The 20758-nt window shown below is 66.1% G+C and carries 24 protein-coding genes, 2 tRNA genes and 1 pseudogene; 15 read left to right on the top strand and 12 right to left on the bottom strand.

Annotated features, from left to right (window positions below; genetic code table 11):
- A pseudogene (locus AC3FKH_RS33700) lies at nt 1–146 on the top strand (S-(hydroxymethyl)glutathione dehydrogenase); the annotation flags it as partial.
- A gap of 16 nt (nt 147–162) precedes the next feature.
- Nucleotides 163–1005, top strand: coding sequence for an S-formylglutathione hydrolase (gene fghA / locus AC3FKH_RS33705; protein WP_488680002.1), 843 nt, complete (start codon nt 163–165; stop codon nt 1003–1005).
- Nucleotides 1006–1058: 53 nt separating this feature from the next.
- Here the strand turns inward: fghA and AC3FKH_RS33710 are convergent, their stop codons facing one another.
- A complete protein-coding gene (locus tag AC3FKH_RS33710; RefSeq protein ID WP_488679980.1) occupies nt 1059–1313 on the bottom strand; it encodes an RNA-binding protein in 255 nt (84 codons plus the stop codon).
- 42 nt (nt 1314–1355) lie between these two features.
- Nucleotides 1356–1928 carry a GNAT family N-acetyltransferase gene (locus AC3FKH_RS33715; RefSeq protein ID WP_488679981.1) on the bottom strand — a complete coding sequence of 191 codons (573 nt, stop codon included), beginning with the start codon at nt 1926–1928 and terminating at the stop codon, nt 1356–1358.
- 248 nt (nt 1929–2176) lie between these two features.
- On the opposite strand from AC3FKH_RS33715, the gene AC3FKH_RS33720 reads away from it, so the two are divergent.
- Together AC3FKH_RS33720 and AC3FKH_RS33725 are read left to right on the top strand one after the other, a co-directional pair.
- Nucleotides 2177–2494: a type II toxin-antitoxin system RelE/ParE family toxin gene (locus AC3FKH_RS33720; protein WP_488679982.1), complete on the top strand. Its 318-nt coding sequence runs from the start codon at nt 2177–2179 to the stop codon at nt 2492–2494.
- A gap of 3 nt (nt 2495–2497) precedes the next feature.
- The gene (locus AC3FKH_RS33725) at nt 2498–2797 is read left to right on the top strand and encodes an addiction module antidote protein (RefSeq protein ID WP_488679983.1); all 300 of its coding nucleotides are present in this window, start codon (nt 2498–2500) and stop codon (nt 2795–2797) included.
- Between the two features lie 124 nt (nt 2798–2921).
- Here AC3FKH_RS33725 and AC3FKH_RS33730 read toward each other — a convergent pair.
- Together AC3FKH_RS33730 and AC3FKH_RS33735 are read right to left on the bottom strand one after the other, a co-directional pair.
- Nucleotides 2922–2998 (bottom strand) — tRNA-Arg (locus AC3FKH_RS33730).
- 86 nt (nt 2999–3084) lie between these two features.
- Nucleotides 3085–3921 carry a hydrolase gene (locus AC3FKH_RS33735; protein WP_488679984.1) on the bottom strand — a complete coding sequence of 279 codons (837 nt, stop codon included), beginning with the start codon at nt 3919–3921 and terminating at the stop codon, nt 3085–3087.
- Between the two features lie 243 nt (nt 3922–4164).
- Here AC3FKH_RS33735 and AC3FKH_RS33740 point away from each other — a divergent pair, with 243 nt between their 5' ends.
- Both AC3FKH_RS33740 and AC3FKH_RS33745 read left to right on the top strand, forming a co-directional pair.
- Nucleotides 4165–4374, top strand: a complete 210-nt coding sequence (locus AC3FKH_RS33740) for a hypothetical protein (RefSeq protein ID WP_488679986.1) — start codon at nt 4165–4167, stop codon at nt 4372–4374.
- 30 nt (nt 4375–4404) lie between these two features.
- On the top strand, nt 4405–4668 hold the full coding sequence (locus AC3FKH_RS33745) for a hypothetical protein (RefSeq protein WP_488679988.1): 264 nt from the start codon (nt 4405–4407) through the stop codon (nt 4666–4668).
- Between the two features lie 3 nt (nt 4669–4671).
- Here AC3FKH_RS33745 and AC3FKH_RS33750 read toward each other — a convergent pair.
- From AC3FKH_RS33750 to AC3FKH_RS33780, 7 genes are all read right to left on the bottom strand, one after another.
- Nucleotides 4672–4758, bottom strand: a tRNA-Leu gene (locus tag AC3FKH_RS33750).
- Nucleotides 4759–4853: 95 nt separating this feature from the next.
- Entirely contained in the window at nt 4854–6152 is a 1299-nt protein-coding gene (locus tag AC3FKH_RS33755) for an amidohydrolase family protein (RefSeq protein WP_488679989.1), read from the bottom strand.
- A gap of 34 nt (nt 6153–6186) precedes the next feature.
- The gene (locus AC3FKH_RS33760; RefSeq protein WP_483732426.1) at nt 6187–6888 is read right to left on the bottom strand and encodes a TetR family transcriptional regulator C-terminal domain-containing protein; all 702 of its coding nucleotides are present in this window, start codon (nt 6886–6888) and stop codon (nt 6187–6189) included.
- Nucleotides 6888–7577, bottom strand: coding sequence for a uracil phosphoribosyltransferase (gene upp / locus AC3FKH_RS33765; protein ID WP_483711784.1), 690 nt, complete (start codon nt 7575–7577; stop codon nt 6888–6890). The genes AC3FKH_RS33760 and upp overlap by 1 nt, the downstream gene beginning before the upstream one ends.
- Before the next feature lie 108 nt (nt 7578–7685).
- A complete protein-coding gene (locus tag AC3FKH_RS33770; RefSeq protein WP_488679992.1) occupies nt 7686–8990 on the bottom strand; it encodes a URC4/urg3 family protein in 1305 nt (434 codons plus the stop codon).
- Nucleotides 8987–10225, bottom strand: coding sequence for a GTP cyclohydrolase II (locus AC3FKH_RS33775; RefSeq protein WP_488680004.1), 1239 nt, complete (start codon nt 10223–10225; stop codon nt 8987–8989). The genes AC3FKH_RS33770 and AC3FKH_RS33775 overlap by 4 nt, the downstream gene beginning before the upstream one ends.
- Before the next feature lie 275 nt (nt 10226–10500).
- Entirely contained in the window at nt 10501–11592 is a 1092-nt protein-coding gene (locus tag AC3FKH_RS33780) for an acyltransferase family protein (protein WP_488679993.1), read from the bottom strand.
- Nucleotides 11593–11847: 255 nt separating this feature from the next.
- Between AC3FKH_RS33780 and AC3FKH_RS33785 the strand changes: the two genes are divergently transcribed.
- Both AC3FKH_RS33785 and AC3FKH_RS33790 read left to right on the top strand, forming a co-directional pair.
- Nucleotides 11848–12765 carry an amino acid ABC transporter substrate-binding protein gene (locus AC3FKH_RS33785; protein ID WP_488680005.1) on the top strand — a complete coding sequence of 306 codons (918 nt, stop codon included), beginning with the start codon at nt 11848–11850 and terminating at the stop codon, nt 12763–12765.
- 192 nt (nt 12766–12957) lie between these two features.
- Nucleotides 12958–13260, top strand: a complete 303-nt coding sequence (locus AC3FKH_RS33790) for an amino acid ABC transporter permease (RefSeq protein ID WP_488679994.1) — start codon at nt 12958–12960, stop codon at nt 13258–13260.
- Between the two features lie 81 nt (nt 13261–13341).
- Here the strand turns inward: AC3FKH_RS33790 and AC3FKH_RS33795 are convergent, their stop codons facing one another.
- Nucleotides 13342–14175: a hypothetical protein gene (locus tag AC3FKH_RS33795; protein ID WP_488680006.1), complete on the bottom strand. Its 834-nt coding sequence runs from the start codon at nt 14173–14175 to the stop codon at nt 13342–13344.
- 140 nt (nt 14176–14315) lie between these two features.
- Here AC3FKH_RS33795 and AC3FKH_RS33800 point away from each other — a divergent pair, with 140 nt between their 5' ends.
- The 7 genes from AC3FKH_RS33800 to AC3FKH_RS33830 form a co-directional block, all read left to right on the top strand.
- Nucleotides 14316–14876 carry an HdeD family acid-resistance protein gene (locus AC3FKH_RS33800; RefSeq protein ID WP_488679995.1) on the top strand — a complete coding sequence of 187 codons (561 nt, stop codon included), beginning with the start codon at nt 14316–14318 and terminating at the stop codon, nt 14874–14876.
- Nucleotides 14877–15293: 417 nt separating this feature from the next.
- Nucleotides 15294–17015: a glycosyltransferase family 39 protein gene (locus tag AC3FKH_RS33805; RefSeq protein WP_488679996.1), complete on the top strand. Its 1722-nt coding sequence runs from the start codon at nt 15294–15296 to the stop codon at nt 17013–17015.
- 9 nt (nt 17016–17024) lie between these two features.
- Nucleotides 17025–17396, top strand: a complete 372-nt coding sequence (locus tag AC3FKH_RS33810; RefSeq protein ID WP_483711791.1) for a DMT family transporter — start codon at nt 17025–17027, stop codon at nt 17394–17396.
- 43 nt (nt 17397–17439) lie between these two features.
- A complete protein-coding gene (locus AC3FKH_RS33815) occupies nt 17440–18615 on the top strand; it encodes a DegT/DnrJ/EryC1/StrS family aminotransferase (protein WP_488679998.1) in 1176 nt (391 codons plus the stop codon).
- A complete protein-coding gene (locus tag AC3FKH_RS33820; protein WP_488679999.1) occupies nt 18594–19571 on the top strand; it encodes a glycosyltransferase in 978 nt (325 codons plus the stop codon). Before AC3FKH_RS33815 ends, AC3FKH_RS33820 begins: the two co-directional genes overlap by 22 nt.
- Nucleotides 19571–20503: a formyltransferase gene (locus AC3FKH_RS33825; RefSeq protein ID WP_488680008.1), complete on the top strand. Its 933-nt coding sequence runs from the start codon at nt 19571–19573 to the stop codon at nt 20501–20503. The genes AC3FKH_RS33820 and AC3FKH_RS33825 overlap by 1 nt, the downstream gene beginning before the upstream one ends.
- Nucleotides 20500–20758 (top strand): NAD-dependent epimerase/dehydratase family protein (locus AC3FKH_RS33830; protein ID WP_488680001.1); only part of this gene is annotated, 259 nt, incomplete at its 3' end. The genes AC3FKH_RS33825 and AC3FKH_RS33830, both read left to right, overlap by 4 nt.

Consider the following 20758-nt stretch of genomic DNA (forward strand, 5'->3'; position numbering starts at 1 on the left):
ACGTGCCGAAGATCGTCGACTGGTATATGGATGGCAAGCTCAATATCGACGACCTGATCACGCACACGCTGCCGCTGGACCGCATCAACGAAGGCTTCGACCTGATGAAGCGCGGCGAGTCGATCCGTTCGGTGGTGCTGTACTGAGGAGCCGGCCGTGACCCTGGAACTGTTGTCGGAACACGGCTGCCATGGCGGCGTGCAGCGCTTCTACCGCCATGACTCGGCGACCATTGGACTACCGATGAAATTCTCGGTGTACCTGCCGCCGCAGGCGCAGCCCGGCGCCAGGTTGCCGGCGCTGTTCTACCTGGCCGGGCTGACCTGCACCGAGGAAACCTTCATGATCAAGGCCGGTGCGCAGCGCTTTGCCGCCGAGCACGGCCTGGTCCTGGTTGCGCCGGACACCAGTCCGCGCGGCGCGGGAATCCCGGGCGAGGCGGATGCATGGGACTTCGGTGTGGGCGCGGGCTTCTATGTCGATGCGACCGAGGCGCCGTGGGACACGAACTGGCACATGGAAAGCTACGTCGCACAGGAGCTGTTCGAACTGGTGAGCCGCGAATTGCCGGTCGATCCGGAGCGCGTCGGCATCTTCGGTCACTCCATGGGCGGACACGGCGCGCTGGTGCTGGCGCAGCGGCATCCGCGGCGCTTCCGTTCGGTGTCGGCGTTCGCGCCCATCGCCGCGCCGACGCAGTGCCCGTGGGGAGAGAAGGCGTTCACCGGCTATCTCGGCACGGACCGCGGCCGCTGGGCGGAACATGATGCCAGCGCGCTGATGGCGGCCCAGAAGGGAGCGCCCTTCCCGGCCGGCATCCTCGTGGACCAGGGCCTGGCGGACCAGTTCCTGGCAAGCCAGCTCCATCCCGAGGCGTTCGAAGCCGCCTGCGCGGCGGCAGGCCAGCCGCTGACGCTGCGCCGGCATGCCGGCTATGACCACGGCTACTACTTCATCAGCACCTTTATCGCCGACCACATCAGGCACCACGCCGGGCAGCTCTGACAAGGCGGCATCGAGGACGGTGACGATGATGCGCGGCGGCCGCCGCGCATCGCTCAGATGTAGCGCTCCGTCATCGCCATCGCGCTCAGGCGCCGGCGCTTCCAGAACATGCCGTGAATCCGCGTCAGCAGCTTGCGCAGGGTGGCCGGGTCCAGTGCGCTGAATGTCAGCATGACCGCGGGATTGCTGCCATCGCCGGGCACGTGCTCCAGGGCATCGAAGGCCGGCAATCCGTACTTGACCAGGAATGCGCGGATCTCGTCTTCGGTCGTGCCGGGCTCGATATTGCCGAGCAACAATACAGACATCGCGACCTCCCTCCGTTCACTACGGCCCCGTCACCATCCACTTCATCCAGCGTCTGCGGCATCGGCCTGCTGGTCCAGCTGCAATGTGACGATGCGCACGGTCGCGTCATCGGGACACCCGACGTCGGTAAAACCAAGCCGACGCGCCAGGCGCCGCATGGGCGTGTTCATGGCCAGCACAAACCCCTCCATGCGCGCATAGCCGCGCGCACGCGCCGTCTCGATCAGCGACGACATCAGGATGCGCGCCAGGCCCGCGCCATGCCAGTCGTCATCGAGCGTGATGGCGAACTCGCAGATATCGCTGCCCGGCGCGGCCACGAAGCGCGCGCCGCCCACCAGCCGGCCGCCGCCCGCCCCGGCCTGCGCCTCGCTCCAGGCGACGAGCGCGCATTCATGGTCCGGTTCCGGGTGCGTGGCGTGCTCGATCATGGCCTCGGGGAGTTCCCGCATCGGCGCCATGAAGCGGGTGTAGCGGGCGTCGGCCGACAACCGCGAAAACGCGGCAAGCAATCCCGAGCGGTCCAGTTCGCAGATTTCACGAAGCAGGACATGGCGGCCGTCCCGCAACGTCAGGCGGGTGGGCGTGAAGGGCAATGGAGTCGGTACGGGCATCGGTGCAAGGTCTTCGTCACTGGCTGAATGGGAACCCGGGCTGGATCGCCGAAGTTCATTCACTGTAGTGCCAAATGACGCACCATGCAGAACGGCGCAAGCGTTGGAATTGCTCGCCAAAATGGCCGAGGTCGCTGCGAACTCGAGCAACAGCGCCGGTCATCCCGGCGGCCGGCGTGCAAGCTACGGCGTAGCGGTCCAGCCGTGATGCCAATTATCTGTGAACCACAGTTGGCATGCCGTGAACCATGGATTACACTCCATCCATGATCACGGTCCGCACAACAGAAGTCTTCGACAACTGGTTCGATAGCCTTAAGGACCGTATGGCCAAGCGTCGCATTCAGGCGCGTATCGACCGTCTGGCGATGGGGAACCCCGGCGACACGAATTCCGCTGGCGCACCGGTCACGGAGTTGCGCATCGACCATGGACCGGGCTACCGCGTCTACTACGTCCAGCGAGGCGCCGTCGTGGTGATTTTGCTGTGCGGCGGCGACAAGTCCTCGCAGAGCGCAGATATCAGGGCCGCGCACAGGATGCTCGGTCACCTTGATACGGAGTGAGTCATGGAAAAAATCAAAACCCGGCCGTGGGATTCGGCCGAGCACCTGAATACGGAAGACGATATCGCCGAATATTTCGAAGCGTGCCTGCTGGAAGGCGGAGACGACCCCGCTTTCATTGCCCATGCGCTGGGCGTGATTGCGCGCGCGCGTGGCATGGCTCAGGTTGCGCGAGATGCCGGGATGTCGCGCGAGGGGCTGTACAAGGCATTGTCGACGGAAGGCAACCCAAGCTTCGGGACGATCCTGAAGGTCATCAAGGCGCTGGGCCTGCAGTTGCATGGCTCGAAGGCGCACGCCTGAAATCGCAACGGAACAAGTTGACACCCCAGGCCCAACAAGCGTTGCATGACGCGATGAAACGAATGCGTGCGCCGGAAATGAAAAAGGGCTTCCGTTTCCGGAAGCCCTTTTCGTACTGCATAGGTGGCGCGGCTGGCAGGATTCGAACCCACGACCCCTTGGTTCGTAGCCAAGTACTCTATCCAACTGAGCTACAGCCGCACGCGAGACATAGATTGTAACGCAGTTTGGGTTTTGTGCAAGCCCCTTCCGCGAAAAAAACTCTCAGGACTGTGCGGCAATGATGGCTACCAGCGATAGCGCGCCCCCACGGTGCCGCCGGCATTCCGCCCCGCCTTCACCTTGAACCAGAGCTTCACGCCCGATGCGGTATTGCCGTGCGCGCCAATATTGAACGAGAACAGGCCGCGCAGCAGGTCCGTATCGATCTTCGTGCCGTTGATGTTGATGGTCTGCTTGCGGCTGTCCTGCCACCAGTCGGCTTCGACGAACGGGTACACGCCCGCGAGCCGGGTCGGCTGGGCGCCGTAGAGGCGCACGCCGAAGCCCGTGGCACTGGAATCGCCCAGCATGTCCGGTGCCTGTGTGCCCGTGGCCGGCGTGCCCGGCTGATAGGCCAGTTGCACACGCGGCTGGATGGTCAGGCCGCCCGCATGCGGCACGACGGCGTCCAGCGCCACTGCCATGGTGCGCACGCGGCTGTCCACGAAGCCGCTGGCGGTGGTGATGTCGTCGACATGAACCAGGATCCGCCGCGGGCCGTAGCGCAGGCGCTCAGTATCGACGTCGATGGCCGCGAGGCCGGGCGCGTCGTCATCCGGCCCAGCACCTGTCGTGACCTCGATGCGCGGGGAGTACGCGTTGTGTTCAGCGGCAGACGAGGCAGAACCACGGCCCGGTGCCATCCCGCCAAAGTCGCTCGCTTGCACATGCTGCCAGCCGAGGATCGAATCGGTGCCCGGGGCACCCTCGTCGGCCCTGGCCACGGAACACACCAGCATCGCCAGCACGCAGCAGCATTGCAGGGGGTGTTGACGCACCCCATGCGGTGTCGCGGCACAGTCGTGCCACGCAGGGCATGCCCCTGCCTCCCTCTCTCTTGATGATGACAAGACCTCAGTCATGGCAACCACCTTCGGACGTTATCCAAGCTTGCCCGATTTGTTTGAGCATAGGCGATATGCCCACCATCGGGAAAGCGGCGAATGTCCGCTCTCGCGCGGCCAGTGAGCTTGCGTTCCGGACAGCGGCCCGGTCGTCCCGTTTAGTGGAGCAATGGCGTCGGCTTTGCCCGAAGCCCTGGTGGTTTTCGTCAATAATGTCGAAAACTTTCCTATGCCTACCGTGTTCTGCTGGACGCGGCCAATGTGCTGTCCGCCGAACGCGGCCCCGCCAACAGTGTGCTCGGCGAAGCCCCCGCGGAGAAAAGTGCCACCCGCGACCGGCTGCGCGAATTCCGCGCTCGCGGCGACGCCGCGCTCACGCGGCTGCTGATGCCGCCGTCAGCGCCAGACGGCCTGCACCAGCACCATCTGCCGCCATTGATGGTGGAACGCGTGCGCGAGCGCCTGCGCTGATCCTCCCGGTGCTTGAGCCCGGCCTTTCCAATGCCGATGGCCGGCCGCGAGATGCGGCCGCTGTTCGATGCGCCGGACATCCTGCGCCGCAAGCTGCGCGAGCGCGCGTCGCTCGCCGAGCAGCTCGAACACCTGGCCCGCACCGACAGCCTGAACGGACTGCTGAACCGGCGCGCGCTGGAGCATGTTGCCGTGCAGCCAGCCGATCCCGCCGGACCGGAGACGGCATTCGCATGGCCCAAAATGACCGGCCGTAAACGGAAAAAGGCCCGCATTGCTGCGGGCCTTTTCTGAATTTGGTGCCCAGAAGAGGACTCGAACCTCCACAGTGTTGCCACCGCTAGGACCTGAACCTAGTGCGTCTACCAATTCCGCCATCTGGGCTTCGTTTCGCTGCATTTCTGCTGCGATGCGAAGAACGCAATTATGCTGACCAGCAGAGGCTTTGTCAACACTCTTCGGTAAAAAATCTCTGCATGTCAGCGACCGCGCGCCGCCTCGCCGCGCCTGGCGACGAAGTCCACCTGCGGTGGTCGATCTGGCAAATGCAGCGTAGCCGTGGCCGGCGGCGTGCTGGCCACGGTCTTGCCGCCGCGCACGACCAGCAGACGCGTCGCGCGCAAGCGGATGGCCTCGACAGGATCGCGCGCCTGCAGCAGGACCAGGTCCGCGCGACAACCGGGCGCAAGACCGTAGCCATCGAGGCCAAGTATCTGCGCGGGCGTGGTCGTCACGGCAGCAAAGCAGCTGCACATGGCGTCCTGCCCGGTCATCTGCCCCACATGCAGGCCCATGTGGGCCACCTCCAGCATGTCGGCGCTGCCCAGGCTGTACCAGGGGTCCATCACGCAGTCATGCCCGAACGCGACCGGCACGCCCGCCGCCAGCAACTCGGGCACGCGCGTCATGCCACGCCGCTTCGGGTAGGTATCGTGGCGACCTTGCAAGGTGATGTTGATCAGCGGGTTGGCGATCGCGGCGACGCCCGCGTCGCGCATCAGCGGCAGAAGCTTGGAAACATAGTAGTTGTCCATCGAATGCATCGACGTCAGGTGCGAGCCGGCGACGCGTCCATGCAGGCCCAGCCGCACGGTCTCGCTGGCGAGGGTTTCGATATGGCGCGACATCGGGTCGTCGCTCTCGTCGCAATGCATATCGACGCGCAGGCCCCGTTCGGCGGCCAGCTCGCACAGCACGCGCACCGACGCCGCGCCGTCCGCCATGGTCCGCTCGAAATGCGGAATGCCGCCGACCACCTCCACGCCCATGTCGAGCGCGCGGCGCAGGTTGTCGAGCGCACCCGGCGCGCGCAGCACGCCGTCCTGCGGAAACGCCACGAGCTGGAGATCGAGGTAGGGACGCACGCGTTCGCGCACGTGCAACAGCGCCTCCACGGCAAGCAGGCGCGGGTCGCACACGTCGACATGCGAACGGATCGCCAGCAGCCCTTTGGCCACGGCCCAGTCGCAGTACGCCAGCGCGCGCTCGACCAGCGCCTCCTGCGTCAGCAGCGGCTTCAGCTCGCCCCACAGCGCAATGCCTTCGAGCAGGGTGCCGGACTGGTTCACGCGCGGCAACCCGTAGGACAGCGTGGAATCCATATGGAAATGCGCATCGACGAACGGCGGCGTCACGAGTTGCCCTGCGGCATCGATCTCGGTGGCGGCCTGCGCGGCGAGCACCGGTTCCACCGCGACGATGCGGCCGTTGTCGACGCCGATATCGATGTCACGGCGCCCGTCAGGCAGCGTGCAGTGGCGCAGGATCAGTTCCAGCATAGGATGGTTCTCTCTCCCTCGTTGAGTCCTACAGCTACAGTGTCGGCACGTCCCGGACAAGCGGCGCGGCCACGGGCCCCAGCCCGCAACCGCGCAAGAGCAGCGTCACCAGATGCTCGGTGGCCAGCTCGAAATCGCGCCGGCCCAGCTGGCTCACACCCAGCACCGCGCAAATCTGCGATTCGAAATCGGCGTAGGTCTGGGTCGCCGCCCAGATGGTGAAGAACAGGTGCTGCGGATCCACGCTGGCCATCTGCCCATTGGCGATCCACTGGCGGATGACCGCGGCCTTGTGCGCCACGAGTTCGCGCAGCGCATGGCGCAACACTTCGCCGATCTCCGGCGCGCCGTGCAGCAGTTCATTGGCGAACACGCGCGACGCATCGGGATGGCTGGCGGACAGCCGCATCTTCGCGCGGATGTACGCTTCCAGCGCCACCTGCGGCGGCAGCTCGGCGCGAATGGCCTCGGTCTCGGACAGCCACAATTGCAGCGTGTGCGCCAGTACCGCGCGATACAGCGCCTGCTTGGTGCGGAAGTAGTAGTGCAGGTTGGATTTGGGCACGCCGGCGCGCACGGCGATCTCCGCCATGGTGGCCCCCGCGAATCCGGCACGCGCGAACACGTGCTCGGCTGCGCGCAGGATCATGGCCTCGTTCTCCTGCCGGATGCGCCCGCCGCTTGCTTCGCGCGCGAGCGGCAGGCGCCGCGCCGTGGCCGTCGCGGGCCCGTCCATCACCGCGTGCCGTAGAGGCGGTCCCCGGCGTCGCCAAGGCCGGGCACGATATAGCCGTGCTCGTTCAGCTCCTCGTCGATGGCCGCGGTGACGATGGCAACGTCCGGATGCGCGGCCTGCAGCGCGTTCAGCCCCGGGCGCGACGCAATCAGGCAGACGTACTTGAGCATGGTCACGCCGCTCTCCTTGAGCCGGTTCAGCGCCGCGATGGCCGAATTGCCCGTGGCCAGCATCGGATCCACCACGATCACGATCCGCTCCTGGATATCCTCGGGCATCTTGAAGTAGTACTCGACGGGCTCCAGCGTTTCCGGGTCACGGTACAGGCCGATATGGCCCACGCGCGCGGCGGGCAGCAGTTCGAGCATGCCGTCCAGGAAACCGTTGCCCGCCCGCAGGATCGACACCAGGCAAAGCTTCTTGCCCGCTAGCACCGGCGACCGCGTGGGGCCGATCGGTGTCTTGATGGCGATGGTCTCCATCGGCAGGTCGCGCGTCGCCTCGTAGGTCAGGAGCTGGCTGATCTCGCGCACCAGCCGGCGGAAGTTGTCCGTCGTGGTCTCCTCGCTGCGCGCCAGCGTGACCTTGTGCTGGACCAGCGGGTGGTCCACTACCAGTACGGGGGCGGTGACGGCGGGGGCGTTGGCGGCTTCGGCCGGTGCCACGGGGACGGCAGACACGTCGTTCATGATGACGCTCCTATGCAATCGGGCTGGCGGGGAATCGCGGGGGAATCAGGGATTGCACCGCCGGGCGGCATCGGCCGGCGGGCAAGCGTTACGGCGCAACCACGGCGCTCAGAACACGGTGCCGTCGCTGTGGATCGCGAAGGGCGGCGGCCCGCCGGGCCTGCGCTTGGCGGCAATGCGCCGCCCCGCGGCCCAGGTGCCGCCTTCCAGCACGCGCGCCAGCGGAAACGCCGCCTCGGTCAATCCGAGCGCCTGGCGCACGCCATCGGCCACGAGATCCAGCCCCGTTACCGTGAGCGCGCGCCATTCGACGATGACGGGCTCCTGCACCTCGTGCGCCACGGCCGCGAATCCCGGGTCGTGCGGCACCATCAGCTCGAAGTCGAACAGCAGGCCACCGTTGCGGTACTCGGGCAGCCCGGTCAGGGATTCCAGCCCCGTGACAATCAGTCCGGCGTCCTCGAGCGGCTCCAGCAGCGAATACGTCAGCCACTGGGTCAGCTTGTGGAACGGCACCAGCCCGCCGGGGGCGGCCGGGTGCCGCCAAGTATCGCCGAGCGAGACCCCCTCCAGCACCACCCGCCCCGGCCAGACCGGACCGAGCGCCACCAGCAGCGTCTTCAGGATGAAGCTCGCCTCGATACGGTCATCGACCGCATTGGCCTTCAGATAGTCGAACAGGTTGCCCAGGCGCGCCGGCGAGCCGAACACGGCTGGCGTGGCCTGCATGACTTCACCCAGGCGGCGCAGCAGCCCGGCGCGCCCCTCCAGGCCGACCAGCGGATTGTGCTGCGCAACCTGGAAGGCCGTGGCGATGGTCGATGCGTCGATGCGCATCAGCCGCTCGGCATCGGCGCGCAGCGGATCGCCTGGCTCGGCCGAAAAGCCGCCGCGCGCGAACAGGTCGAAGCTGGCCACGCCGAGACCTTCCGAGCGGGTCAGGATCAGGTCGCTGGCCGGATCGCGGTAGCGCCAGTCGGGGCCGGCACCGGCATCCAGCAGCACGCTGGGAATGACCAGGTCGATGCCGATCCGGGCGCGGTCCTCGCGGTGCTCGGGGCCGCTCAGCGCGGCGCGCTCGCACAGGATCTGCCAGCGGTCGAGCCGCTCGCCGGAGCCGCCGCTTTCGAAGTGGCGCCAGCGGCTGTGGTACGGCACGCGCAGGTCCGGATAGCGCTGGCGGATGGTGCTGGCGACATAGTCCGCAATCGCATGGACCCGGTCGGGATGCCAGGTGAACAGTTCGGACTGGCCGGCCGCCACGTGCTCGGTGACGGCCGCGCAATGCGTTCGGACCGCCTCGGCACAAAGCAGCGCTGCAGCCGGATGCCCCGCCGGCACCGGACTGTACCAGCCGCTGCCGTGGCCGTCGGTCGATCCGCCCGGCCGGTCCGCTTCGGGATACGTGCTCATTCGTTCAACCCCCTGCCCTTTGCCAGGGCGAGTTCGTTGGCGTCAGGCGGCGTGTAGTGCGTGAAATAGCCGGCCGCCACCTTGGCGTCGATTTCCACGCGCGCATCCGCCGGGATCAGTGCTTCGGGTATGGCCACCTGTTCGACGACTTCGATGCCCTGGGCCACCAGCGCACCGTGCTTCATATTGCTCATCGACGCCCAGCGGTCGATGCGCCGGATACCGAGCCAGTGGAAGACATCCGGCATCAGTTCCTGGAAGCGCATGTCCTGCACGCCGGCCACGCACTCGGTGCGCGCGAAGTAGGTCTCGGCGCGGTCGCCGCCGACCTGGCGCTTGCGGGCGTTGTAGACCAGGAACTTTGTCACCTCGCCCAGCGCGCGTCCTTCCTTCCGGTTATAGACCACCAAGCCTACGCCCCCTTGCTGGGCCATGTCGATGCAAACCTCAATGCCATGCGCGAGGTAGGGGCGGCAGGTGCAGATGTCGGAGCCGAACACGTCCGAGCCGTTGCACTCGTCATGCACGCGGCAAGCCACGTGGGTGTCGGGCTTGCCGAGCTTGGCGATATCGCCGAAGAAATAGAGCGTCATGCCGCCGATCGGCGGCAGGAAGACCTTCAGGTCGGGCCGCGTCACCAGCTCCGGGAACATGCCGCTGGTCTGCTCGAACAGGCTGCGCCGCAGCGCGGTTTCCTTGATATCGAAACGGCGCGCCAGCCCGGGCAGGTACCAGACCGGATCCACTGCCGCCTTGGTGACCTTCACGTCGCCGTTGGCGTGGAGGATGTCGCCATCAGGCCTGAGCCGCCCCGCCGCAATCGCCGCGGCCAGCTCCGGCATGTTGATGTGCGCGCGCGTCACGGCGATGGTCGGGCGGATGTCCACGCCCGCGGCGATACGATCGGCAAAGACACTGGAAACGAGATGGCCCCATGGGTCGAGCGAGACAATTTTGTCCGCATCCGCCCACTGCGGGTGCGGGCCGATTGCCTCGGCCGGCGCGGTATCGGTCAGGTCCGGCCGGTGGTCGCGCTGCAGGCGGCCCGACGCCACGGCCAGCGCCCGGTAGATGGCATAGGCGCCCGAATGCGTGCCGATCACATTGCGCCGCTGGGGGTCCGTCAGGCTCGCAATCACCGGCCCGCGCTCCGCTGCCGTCGGCGCCCCCCAGTGAATCGGCTCGGCCGGTTTGTCGCGGCGCGCGTGCGAAGTCAGGACGATATGGTCGGACATGACAGCCCTCGATTCCATGATGGAATCCTGACCAAACGGTCAGGTTTACGCTTCCATACTAGGCAATCTCCATGCCATCCCCCAATGCCCATTGCCGTCCCTTGCGTGGGCCGTCGCACGCGGGCAACGGGTCGCCGGCCGCACCATGGACGGGCAAGCGGCATCGCTGCGCGCGGCGCGCACGCACCACGAAAAAGCGGCACGTGCCGGGATGGCTACGTGCCGCTGATTTCCGTTGCGGTCCGCGCGGGAAGCGCGGCGATCCGGCCACAGGGTCAGGTCGTCGATTCCTTCGGCGCGCCACGGCGGCCGCCCGGCACGAGCGCACGCAGCGCGGCGAACGGACTGGCACTTTCTACATAGCGGTAAAACAAGGTTCCCGCAACATTGCTCGCCAGCCAGGCGAACAGCATGCCCAGCGCGTTGAGCACCGGGTTGCCCGGCGCCAGGTGGGAAACCACCGCGTTCACAATCAGGCAGACCGGGAAATGCACCAGGAACACCGAATAGGAGATCCGGCCAAAGAAGCCCACCACCGCCGCGCGCGGCCAGCTTTCAAGCCAGCCGCCGCGCCTGGCCACCGCCAGCAGCAAAGCCGTGGCCAGCGCCACCGCGATGCGCAGCCGGAAGTCGACGATCAGTGCCGCGAGCCCGAGCGCTCCCAGCAACAGGAGCGGAATGGCCGATCGTTCGGCATTGGAGGCCCAGTACGCGAGCGTGCCCATGCCATAGGCACCGAAGAAATACACCGCCCAGATATCCCAGCCGGCATCGCGGTTGAACCAGAACAACGAGGCCACCGCCAGCGCCGACACCACTACCACGCCCGCCTGGGCGCCCCGACCCGAGACGCTGCGCGCCAGCCACAGCGCCGTCACCAGCAGCGCGAACAGCTGCAGGTCGATCGCCACGTACCAGACGCCCGCCGAGAGGGCATCGACATCCAGCACGTTATGGAGCAGCAGCACATGGGCAAGGAACTGCATCAGGTGCGGCGGCGCGGGGATCGAGTCATGGACCATCCACGTCCGCGCAATGGCAGCCCCCGCAATGCTGACCAGGATCGCCGCCGCATACGGCGTGACCAGCTTCTGGTAGCGGCGCCAGACCGCGGTCAACGGATGCTGCCGGATCACCAGCCTGCCCTGCGGCGCAAGGCTGCGTGCCGCCAGGAAACCGCTCACCACCAGGAAGACCTGCACCGCAATGCGGGCGTATTGCGACAGCCAGTCAAGGACATCCGGCGCCAGCGAATAAGCCGAGTCGGACATGGGGCCGTAGAACGCCAGGTGATGGAGCACGATCAGTTGCGAGCTGACGGCCTTGAGGGCGTCAATGCACGCGAGGCGCGAAGGACGGGGGCTCATTGATTGTTATAAGAACGTTGCAAAGGCGATGGGCGCGATTTTACCGCCTTCCTGGCATCTGTTTGCGCCTTATTTATCACAATTTGAGTAATCGTTACACAAATCACCGGCGTATGCCTTTTTCGGAATCGCCATGTTCAATGTCTTAACGGCGAAGCATTTGCTTATGAAAAAGTTGTCGTTCCCCCAGACAGAGTGCGGGTATACCCTTCCGGTTTTGCTGCAACTGGCGTGACTACGCCTTCCCCGCACCCTATGTCGTTCGCCCGCTCGTTTGCTCCTCGCCAACTGTTCCGTCCCCTGGCCGCCCTGCTGCTGTCGCTGGCCACACTCGCCCCGCTTGGCGCCCGCGCCGAAAGTCCGGTGCTGGACAAGATCCGCGACAGCGGCACCATCGTGCTCGGCTATCGCGAGTCCGCACTGCCGTTCTCGTTCGCCGATGACAAGGGCAAGCCGGCCGGCTATGCGGTCGACCTGTGCCTGCGCGTAGCCGAAGCCACCCGCCAGAAGCTGGGGCTGAAGGACCTGAAGGTGCGCTGGATGCCGCTCACGCCGCAGAATCGCTTTCCCGCGATGGTCAATGGCCTGGTGGACCTGGACTGCGCCCCCAATACCAACTCGCTGGAGCGGCAGAAGCAGGTAGCGTTCAGCGTGTCGCATTACGTCTCGACCGTGCGCATGCTGGTGCGGGCCGACTCGGGCATCAAGTCGTTCGAGGACCTGCGCGGCAAGACCGTGGTCACCAGCGCCGGCTCGACCGGCGACCGCCATGTGCGGTTCATGAAGCAACAATACGGTTATCGCGACATCTACGCGAAGGACCATGGCGAATCGTTCCTGCTGCTGGAATCGGGTCGCGCGCAAGCCTTCGTGATGGACGACGTCCTGCTTGCCGGCCTGCGCGCACGCGCCAAGGACCCGGCTCAGTGGGTGATCGTCGGCCCAGCGCTTTCGACCGAGCAGAACGCACTGATGATGTCGAAGGCCGATCCGGAGTGGAAACAGTTCGTCGACCAGACCTTGGCCACCACCTTCGCTGGTCCGGGCATCGCGTCGCTGCAGAAGCGCTGGTTCCAGCAGCCCATCGGCAGCCGCAACATCAACCTGGCCCTGGCCCCGTCGAACCAGGTGCGGGAGGCATGGAAGCACCCGTCCGACACCACCACGGAGTGACGCCGTCGTATCAGGCGCAGGTGCGCGGATACGGCAATCCATGGTTTCCATGAGTGCTTACCGCCGGGTAGGTACCGAGTTGACAGCGTGACGATAGCTTGGCGAAACTGAATCCGGTTGTCCCCGCCAGAGGGCCAACCGAGAAGAACCGCCCAACGGGGTGGCATAACCAGGCTGGACTCAGGAGAAATCATGAACAAGTTCGTTGCGACTGCCATCGTGCTCGCATTGGGCACGGCTGCTGCGGCCGCCCAGGCGCAAACGGGTGGCAAGAAGTTCGACCCGTATACGCAGGGCGCCAAGTCTGGTCAGAAATTCGACCCGTACACCGAGGGCGCCAAGTCCGGTGACAAGTTTGATCCGTACAGCCAGGGCGCCAACAAGAGCACACGCAGCGACCTGACCGACGCTGCGGCGCCGGACGCCAAGAAGCCGGCCAAGAAGTCCAAGACCAAGGCCAAGAAGAAGGCGGCTCCGGCGGCCCCGGCCAGCTGATACCCGGTCAGCCACGCAAAAAAGCCCGTGCAATTCGCACGGGCCTTTTTGCGTCTGGGGGTGTGATGCAGGCAGGAAAGGCTACGGCGCCTGCGTATCCTGCTCCATCGCCGTCACGTCGATGCGCTGCACCTTGCCGTCCTGCATGACTTCGGTACGCAACACGAAGGCCTCGGCCGGACAGTACCAGTCGGTGATATGCATGACCGTGGGTTCGACCTGCACGACTTCCTCCCCCACCAGCAGCGGCCCCAGCGACGTGCGCTTGTCATAGGTGACCGGCAAGCATTCCTTGCGGCCCATGACGGTATCGATCATCTGCCGGCGGCCAACCTGGCGCGAACTGATATGGATGGAGGCGCGCGGCACGTGCATGGTGCTGACCACCTCGTCGGAGCCGAGCGGATAGACCTTGAGCGACAGGCTCGATTCGAACGTCTCACCTTCGAGCGTGGACCCTTCGCGCAGGTTCATGCCGGCATAGTTGAACACGCCACGGCCTTTGAACGCCGCCTCGCCAAACATGCGCGCGTAGCGCGCTCGCGCGTTGATCGCGGCGTGCTGGCTTTCAATGCTGGTCTGGTCGGCAGGCGTGCGCCGGTCAATATTCAGCTGGTGCACCTGGTCCATGACGACCGGCGGACCCATCAGCGCGGACATGGCAGATTTCGAGTTGATCTCGAGTTGGGCGTGGCACCCCGAGGCACTGCGCCCGACGTCGCGCAAGGTCATGGTGATGGACATCGGCAGCGCGCCGTCCCCCTCCATCTGCACGTGCGAACCCGAGCGGAACCACGGCGCGTCGCAGAGCGCGGCGCCGGGCGATGGTGGCAAGGAAGCGTGCGGTGCCTGGGCGACTTGATGGGATTCGGGCCGTTCCTGCGCCCAGGCACAACTGGGCAACAGTAGCGCCAGTGCCACCGCAGCGCTCTTTCGCCGAAGATGCTGCGCCTTTGTCTTCACATGATTCCCTGTCTAGAATGGTCTTGCCGGCTGTCCCGTCCGGTTCCTGAGGCCGGGACAGCCCGGCGTTCCGGTACCTTGCAGGAGACTCCATGCTTCAGTACTACGCGAAATTATGGTGGGTGATTGCCCTGCGCGGTCTGCTGGCACTCATTTTCGGCATATGCGCGCTCTTCGCCCCGATCGCCACGCTGGCCGCGCTGATCATTATCTTCGGCGCGTTCGTGGCAGCCGACGGGTTGATGGCACTGCTGATGGCACTCTCCGGCAAGCAGCGCGAGAGCAGCGACCGCTGGATCCTGGCGCTGCAGGGCCTGCTCGGCCTCGGCGTCGGCGCGCTCACCTGGCTGAGCCCAACTATTACTGCGTTGTCCCTGCTGATCTATATTGCGGCGTGGACCTTGGCCACGGGCGTGCTGCAGATGGTTGCGGCCGTGCGCCTGCGCAAGGAGATCCCGAACGAATGGTCGCTGATCCTGACCGGACTGGTCAGCATCGCGTTCGCATTCCTGGTGCTGTGGCGCCCCTTGGCCGGAGCGCTCGCCGTACTCTGGATGATCGGCTCGTGGGCCATTGTGTGCGGCATCCTGCTCCTCGGGGTGGCGCTCCGCTTGCGCAGTGCCCGGCGCCCCCCCTTTGCCCAACCAGCCTGACGGCAACGAACCGGACTGCGTGCCGTCGCCTGTTCCTTGCGCCCCGGAATAGCTTCGGAAGGCAGGTGGGACCCTCACCCGTGCTACCATTGCCGCCCGCGAGAGGGACGGTACGAGCACCGCGAACAAGATACGCTTGCGTCACAATTTGGCCAGAAAACGAGGCCAGTCGCCAGCCCTTGTCCACCGGCAGGCGCCGGCACGCGTTGTGACGACTTCCCGCCATGCCCGGCACCTGCGAGCAGGCCTGCGTGGCGGACGATCCTCGACCGGACAAACCGTAGTAAGGAAGCGCCTGTATGCAGAGCCCGCGCGGACCGCTGATGCCAGCGAAGCGCGGTGGCCCGCAACGGTCGGCTTCGCCTGTCGCGCCACGCGACGCAAGCCATTCATCCGTCGATCATTCCAGGGAGTTCTATGCGTAGTTCATCGACCGCGCGCTATGCCGGGCTGTCAGTTGGCGTAATCGCCGCGATCAGCCTCGGCATCCTGCTGGTCTGGTTCGGCACGCTCGACATGCGCCACCTGCTGCGCTCGGACGAAGGCCGCTACGCCGAAATTGCCAGGGAGATGTTTGCCACCAGCGACTGGGTCACGATCCGCTACCAGGCGCTCAAGTATTTCGAGAAGCCGCCCTTCCATCTCTGGGTGACCGCGCTGTCCTATTCGCTGTTCGGGATTGGCGACTGGCAGGCGCGGCTGTGCGTGGCGCTGTCCGGCGCCATCGGGCTGCTGGTTTCCATGCTCGCCGCGCACCGCTGGTTTGGCGTGCGCGCCGCCCTGCTGACCGGCCTGGTGATGGTTGCCGCGCCGATGTGGAACGTGGCCGCGCATTTCAATTCGCTCGACATGACGCTGTCGGGCGCCATGGCCTGCGTGCTCGCCTTCATGCTGCTGGCCCAGCACCCGGACGCCACGCCGGCGGCGCGCCGCAACTGGATGCTGGCCTGCTGGATCGCCATGGGCGTGGCCATCCTGACCAAGGGCCTGGTCGGCATTGCCCTGCCGGGACTGGTGCTCGTGGTCTACACGCTCGTCACGCGCGACTTCGGGCTGTGGCGCCGTCTGCATCTGTTGTCCGGCATCGTGCTGATGCTGGTGGTCACCGTGCCCTGGTTCTGGCTGGTGTCCGAGCGCAACCCCGAATTCCTGAATTTCTTCTTTATCCACGAGCACTGGCAGCGCTATACCTCGACCGTGCATTCGCGCAAGGGCCCGCTGTGGTACTTCCTGCCGCTGCTGGTTGCCGGCTTCCTGCCGTGGCTGGGCGCCTTTCCGGGCATGTGGCAGGCCGTGCGCGAACGCGCCGGCGTGGCGCGCGGCAGTGCCCCGCGGCCGTTCCAGCCGGCGATGCTGGCTGCCATCTGGGCCATTGCCATCTTCATCTTCTTCAGCCTGTCGGGCTCGAAGCTGCCAGGCTATATCGTGCCGATCTTCCCGGCGCTGGGCATCCTGGCCGGCGTGGCGCTCGACACCGCCACGGAACGCTCGTGGCTGCGGCAGGTGAATTTCATGCTGGTGGTGGCGGTGCTTGGCTTGCTGGCCACCCCTTATGTGGCAACCCTGGACAAGCCCAGCACGCCCAACGTGGTCTACCGCGAATTCGCGCTGTGGATCGGGCTGGCTTTTGCCTGCATGCTGGCGGGCACGTTGCTCGCACGGCACCTGGTGCGCTCGCGTGGCGTGTTCGCCAGCATCGTCGCCTATGCTGTGGCCATGTTCCTGTGCGCGACACTGGCCTTCCGCGGGCATGAAGCCATGGGCCGCCCGGCTTCGGGCGCCGACCTCGTGCCGGCGATCAACGCGGTGCTGACCCCCGACATGCCGATCTACAGCGTGCGACTGCTGGACCACACGCTGCCGTTTTACCTGCGCCGGACTACCATCCTTGTCGAGCACCCCGACGAACTGGAGTTCGGCGTCGGCCGGGAACCGCAGAAATGGATTCCGACCGTCGATGCCTTTGTCGAGCGCTGGAAGCAAGGGCCGCACGCCATCGCCATCATGTCGGCCGACACGTTCAGGGACCTCACCGCACGCGGCGTGTCCATGAACACGATCGCCGAGGACAAGCGCCGCATCGTCGTTGCCAATTTCCCGCTGCCGGCACAGGCCCGGCCGCAACCCTCCAAGGACTGAACCGGCGCCATGACGCTATCGACCTTTGCCTTTATCTTGACCGGCGTGCTGCTCAATGCCGCCGCGCAGTTGCTGCTCAAAGCCGGCGTCAATGCCGTCGGCGCCATCACCATCGAGCGCAGCACCCTGCTGGTGACGGCACTGCGCGTGCTGACCCAGTGGCCGGTGCTGGCCGGCCTGACGCTCTATGTCGTCAGCGTGGGCGTGTGGATCGTCGGGTTGTCGCGCGTGGATGTGTCGATCGCCTACCCGATGCTGTCGCTCGGCTATGTCGTGAATGCGCTGGCCGCGTACTGGCTGTTCGGCGAGATGATCGGCCCGCTGCGCGTGTGCGGCATCCTGCTGATCCTGGCCGGCGTATTCCTGATCGCGCGCTCGTGATCCGGCGTCCAACCAAGCTGAATCCCTACTGGCAAGCTTCCCGATGACCGCTACCGCCGCTTCCGACTTCCTTCCCTTCGTCCGGCCCGAGATCGACGCCGACACCATTGCCGAAGTCGGCAAGGTGCTGGCCTCCGGCTGGATCACCTCCGGCCCGAAGATGCAGGCGTTCGAGGACGCGCTGTCCCAGCTCTTCGGCGGCCGTCCCGTGCGCACCTTCGCCAATGGTTCGGCGACGATGGAGATCGCGCTGCGCATTGCGGACATCGGCCCCGGCGATGAAGTCATCACCACGCCGATCACGTGGGTCGCCACCGCCAACGTGGTGCTGGCGGTCGGCGCGAAGCCCGTGTTCGTCGACATCGACCCGCGCACCCGCAACATCGACCTGGACGCCGTGGAAGCGGCCATCACGCCGCGCACGCGCGCCATCATGCCGGTGTACCTGTCGGGCCTGCCGGTCGACATGGATCGGCTCTACGCGATCGCACGCAAGCACAAGCTGCGCGTGATCGAGGACGCCGCGCAGGCGATCGATTCGCGCTGGCAAGGCCAGCGCATCGGCGCTTTTGGCGACCTGGTCAGCTTCAGCTTCCAGGCCAACAAGAACATCACCAGCGTCGAAGGCGGCTGCCTGGTGATGAATTCGCCAGAAGAGGCCGTGCGCGCCGAGCGCCTGCGCCTGCAAGGCGTGATCCGCTCCGGCATGGACGGCATGGACGTGGAGGAACCGGGCGGCAAGTTCAACCTGACCGACGTGAACGCCGCGATCGGCCTGGCGCAGCTTGGCAAGCTCGACGCCATCACCGCGCGCCGCGCGGAACTGGCCGCGACCTACTTCCGTTGCGCGGCCGATGCCGGGCTGGCCGAACTCGGCATCGAACTGCCGGTGCCGCTCGATCCGCATCAGGCCACCACCAACTGGCACATGTTCCAGGTGGTGCTGCCCACCGAACGTCTGGAAGGCGGTGCGCCACAAGCGCGGCACAACGTCATGCAGGCCCTGCGCGAGCGCGGTATCGGCACCGGCGTGCACTATCCTCCAGTTCATCTTTTCACCTACTACCGTTCCCTTGGCTGGCGCGAAGGCATGCTGCCGCACGCCGAGCGCATCGGGCGCGGCATCGTCACGCTGCCGCTCTTCCCCGCCATGCAGGCCGCCGATGTGGAACGGGTCTGCGCAACTCTTAGCGAAACATGCAAACGTCTCTCCAAATGAGTCCGGTCGAGGTTTCGGTCGTCATTCCGGTCTACAACGAAGAGGACGGGCTGCAGGCCCTGTTCGACCGCCTGTACCCGGTGCTCGACGGCCTTGGCGACTCGTACGAGATCATTTTCATCAATGACGGCAGCGCCGACCGCTCCGCGGCGATGCTGGCCGCGCAGTTCCACAAGCGCCCGGACGTGACCCGGGTGGTGCTGTTCAACGGCAACTTCGGCCAGCACATGGCCATCCTGGCCGGCTTCGAACACACGCGCGGCAAGATCGTCATCACGCTGGACGCCGACCTGCAGAACCCGCCGGAGGAAATCCCGCGCCTCGTGCAGACCATGCGCGAAGGCCACGATTACGTCGGCACCATCCGCCGCCAGCGCAACGACACGGCCTTCCGCCGCTATGCGTCGCGCGCCATGAACCGGCTGCGCGAGCGCATTACCCGCATCCGCATGACGGACCAGGGCTGCATGCTGCGCGCCTATGACCGCAACGTGGTGGACACCATCAATGCCTGCCGCGAGGTCAACACCTTCATTCCCGCGCTGGCCTACACCTTCGCGTCGAGCCCGGTGGAAATCGAGGTCGGCCACGAGCAGCGCCACGCCGGCGAGTCCAAGTACTCGCTGTACCAGCTGATCCGCCTGAACTTCGACCTGGTCACCGGCTTCTCGATCGTCCCGCTGCAGTGGTTCTCGGCCATCGGCACGGTGCTGTCGCTGCTGTCCGGCGTGCTGTTCGTGGTGCTGCTGATCCGCCGGTTCCTGTTCGGATCGGAAGTGCAGGGTGTCTTCACCCTGTTCGCCATGAACTTCTTCCTGATCGGCATCCTGCTGTTCGGCCTGGGCCTGCTCGGTGAATACGTGGGCCGCATTTACCAGGAAGTACGCGACCGCCCGCGCTACCGCATCAAGGCCGTGCTCGAGGCCGACCCGGCCCGCCAACGGACGGAGGCATGATGCGCGCCGTTGTCTTTGGCTACCACAACGTCGGCGACCGCTGCCTGCGCGTGCTGCATGCGCGCGGCGTGGAGGTGGCGCTGGTCATCACGCATCGCGACCGCGCCGACGAGAACATCTGGTTCCGTCGCGTGGCGGATACGGCGGCGGAGCTGGGCATCCCGTTCCAGTACGGCGAAGACCCGACCGACCCGGCGATCGCCCAGGCCGTGCGCGACGCCAGGCCCGATGTCATCTTCTCGTTCTACTACCGCTCGATGATCCCGGCCAGCGTGCTGGCGCTGGCCCCGCAGGGCGCGTTCAACATGCACGGCTCGCTGCTGCCGAAGTACCGCGGCCGCGTGCCGGTCAACTGGGCGGTGCTGCACGGCGAGACCGAGACCGGCGCCACGCTGCACGCGATGGAAGCCAAGCCCGACGCGGGCTATATCGTCGACCAGACGTCCGTGCCGATCCTGCCGGACGACACGGCCGGCGAGGTCTTCGAGAAGGTCACCGTGGCCGCCGAGCAAACGCTCTGGCGCGCATTGCCGGCCATGATGGCGGGCAACACGCCGCAGCTGCCCAACGTGCTGGCCGAAGGCAGCTACTTCTCGGGCCGCCGCCCCGAAGACGGCCGCATCGACTGGAGCCGCCCCGCGGCCGAGGTCTACAACCTGATCCGCGCGGTGGCGCCGCCCTACCCGGGCGCGTTCACCGAACTTGCTGGCCAGCGCTTTGTCGTGGCGCAGGCGCGCCGCCCGCTGTCCGCGCCGGCGCTGCCGACCGGCTGGCGTCCCGGCCTGCACGTCAGCCAGGGCCAGATCGTCGGCCTGTGCGGCGACGGCGGCCAGGTGCGCATTGATACCCTGCTCGACGCCGCATCCACGCCGGTCACCCCCGCGGCGCTGGCCACCATTCTTACCGAACCATCCAACGAGGAAAACCGATGAAAAAGGTCTTGATTCTTGGCGTCAACGGCTTCATCGGCCACCACCTGACGCGCCGCATCCTGGAAACCACGTCGTGGGAGGTCTACGGCATGGACATGTCGTCCGACCGCCTGGGCGACCTGGTCAACCATCCGCGCATGCACTTCTTCGAGGGTGACATCACCATCAACAAGGAGTGGATCGAGTACAACATCCGCAAGTGCGACGTGATCCTGCCGCTGGTGGCCATCGCCACGCCGGCCACCTACGTGCGCA

The sequence above is a fragment of the Cupriavidus sp. 21MJTG02-4 genome, assembly GCF_057798975.1.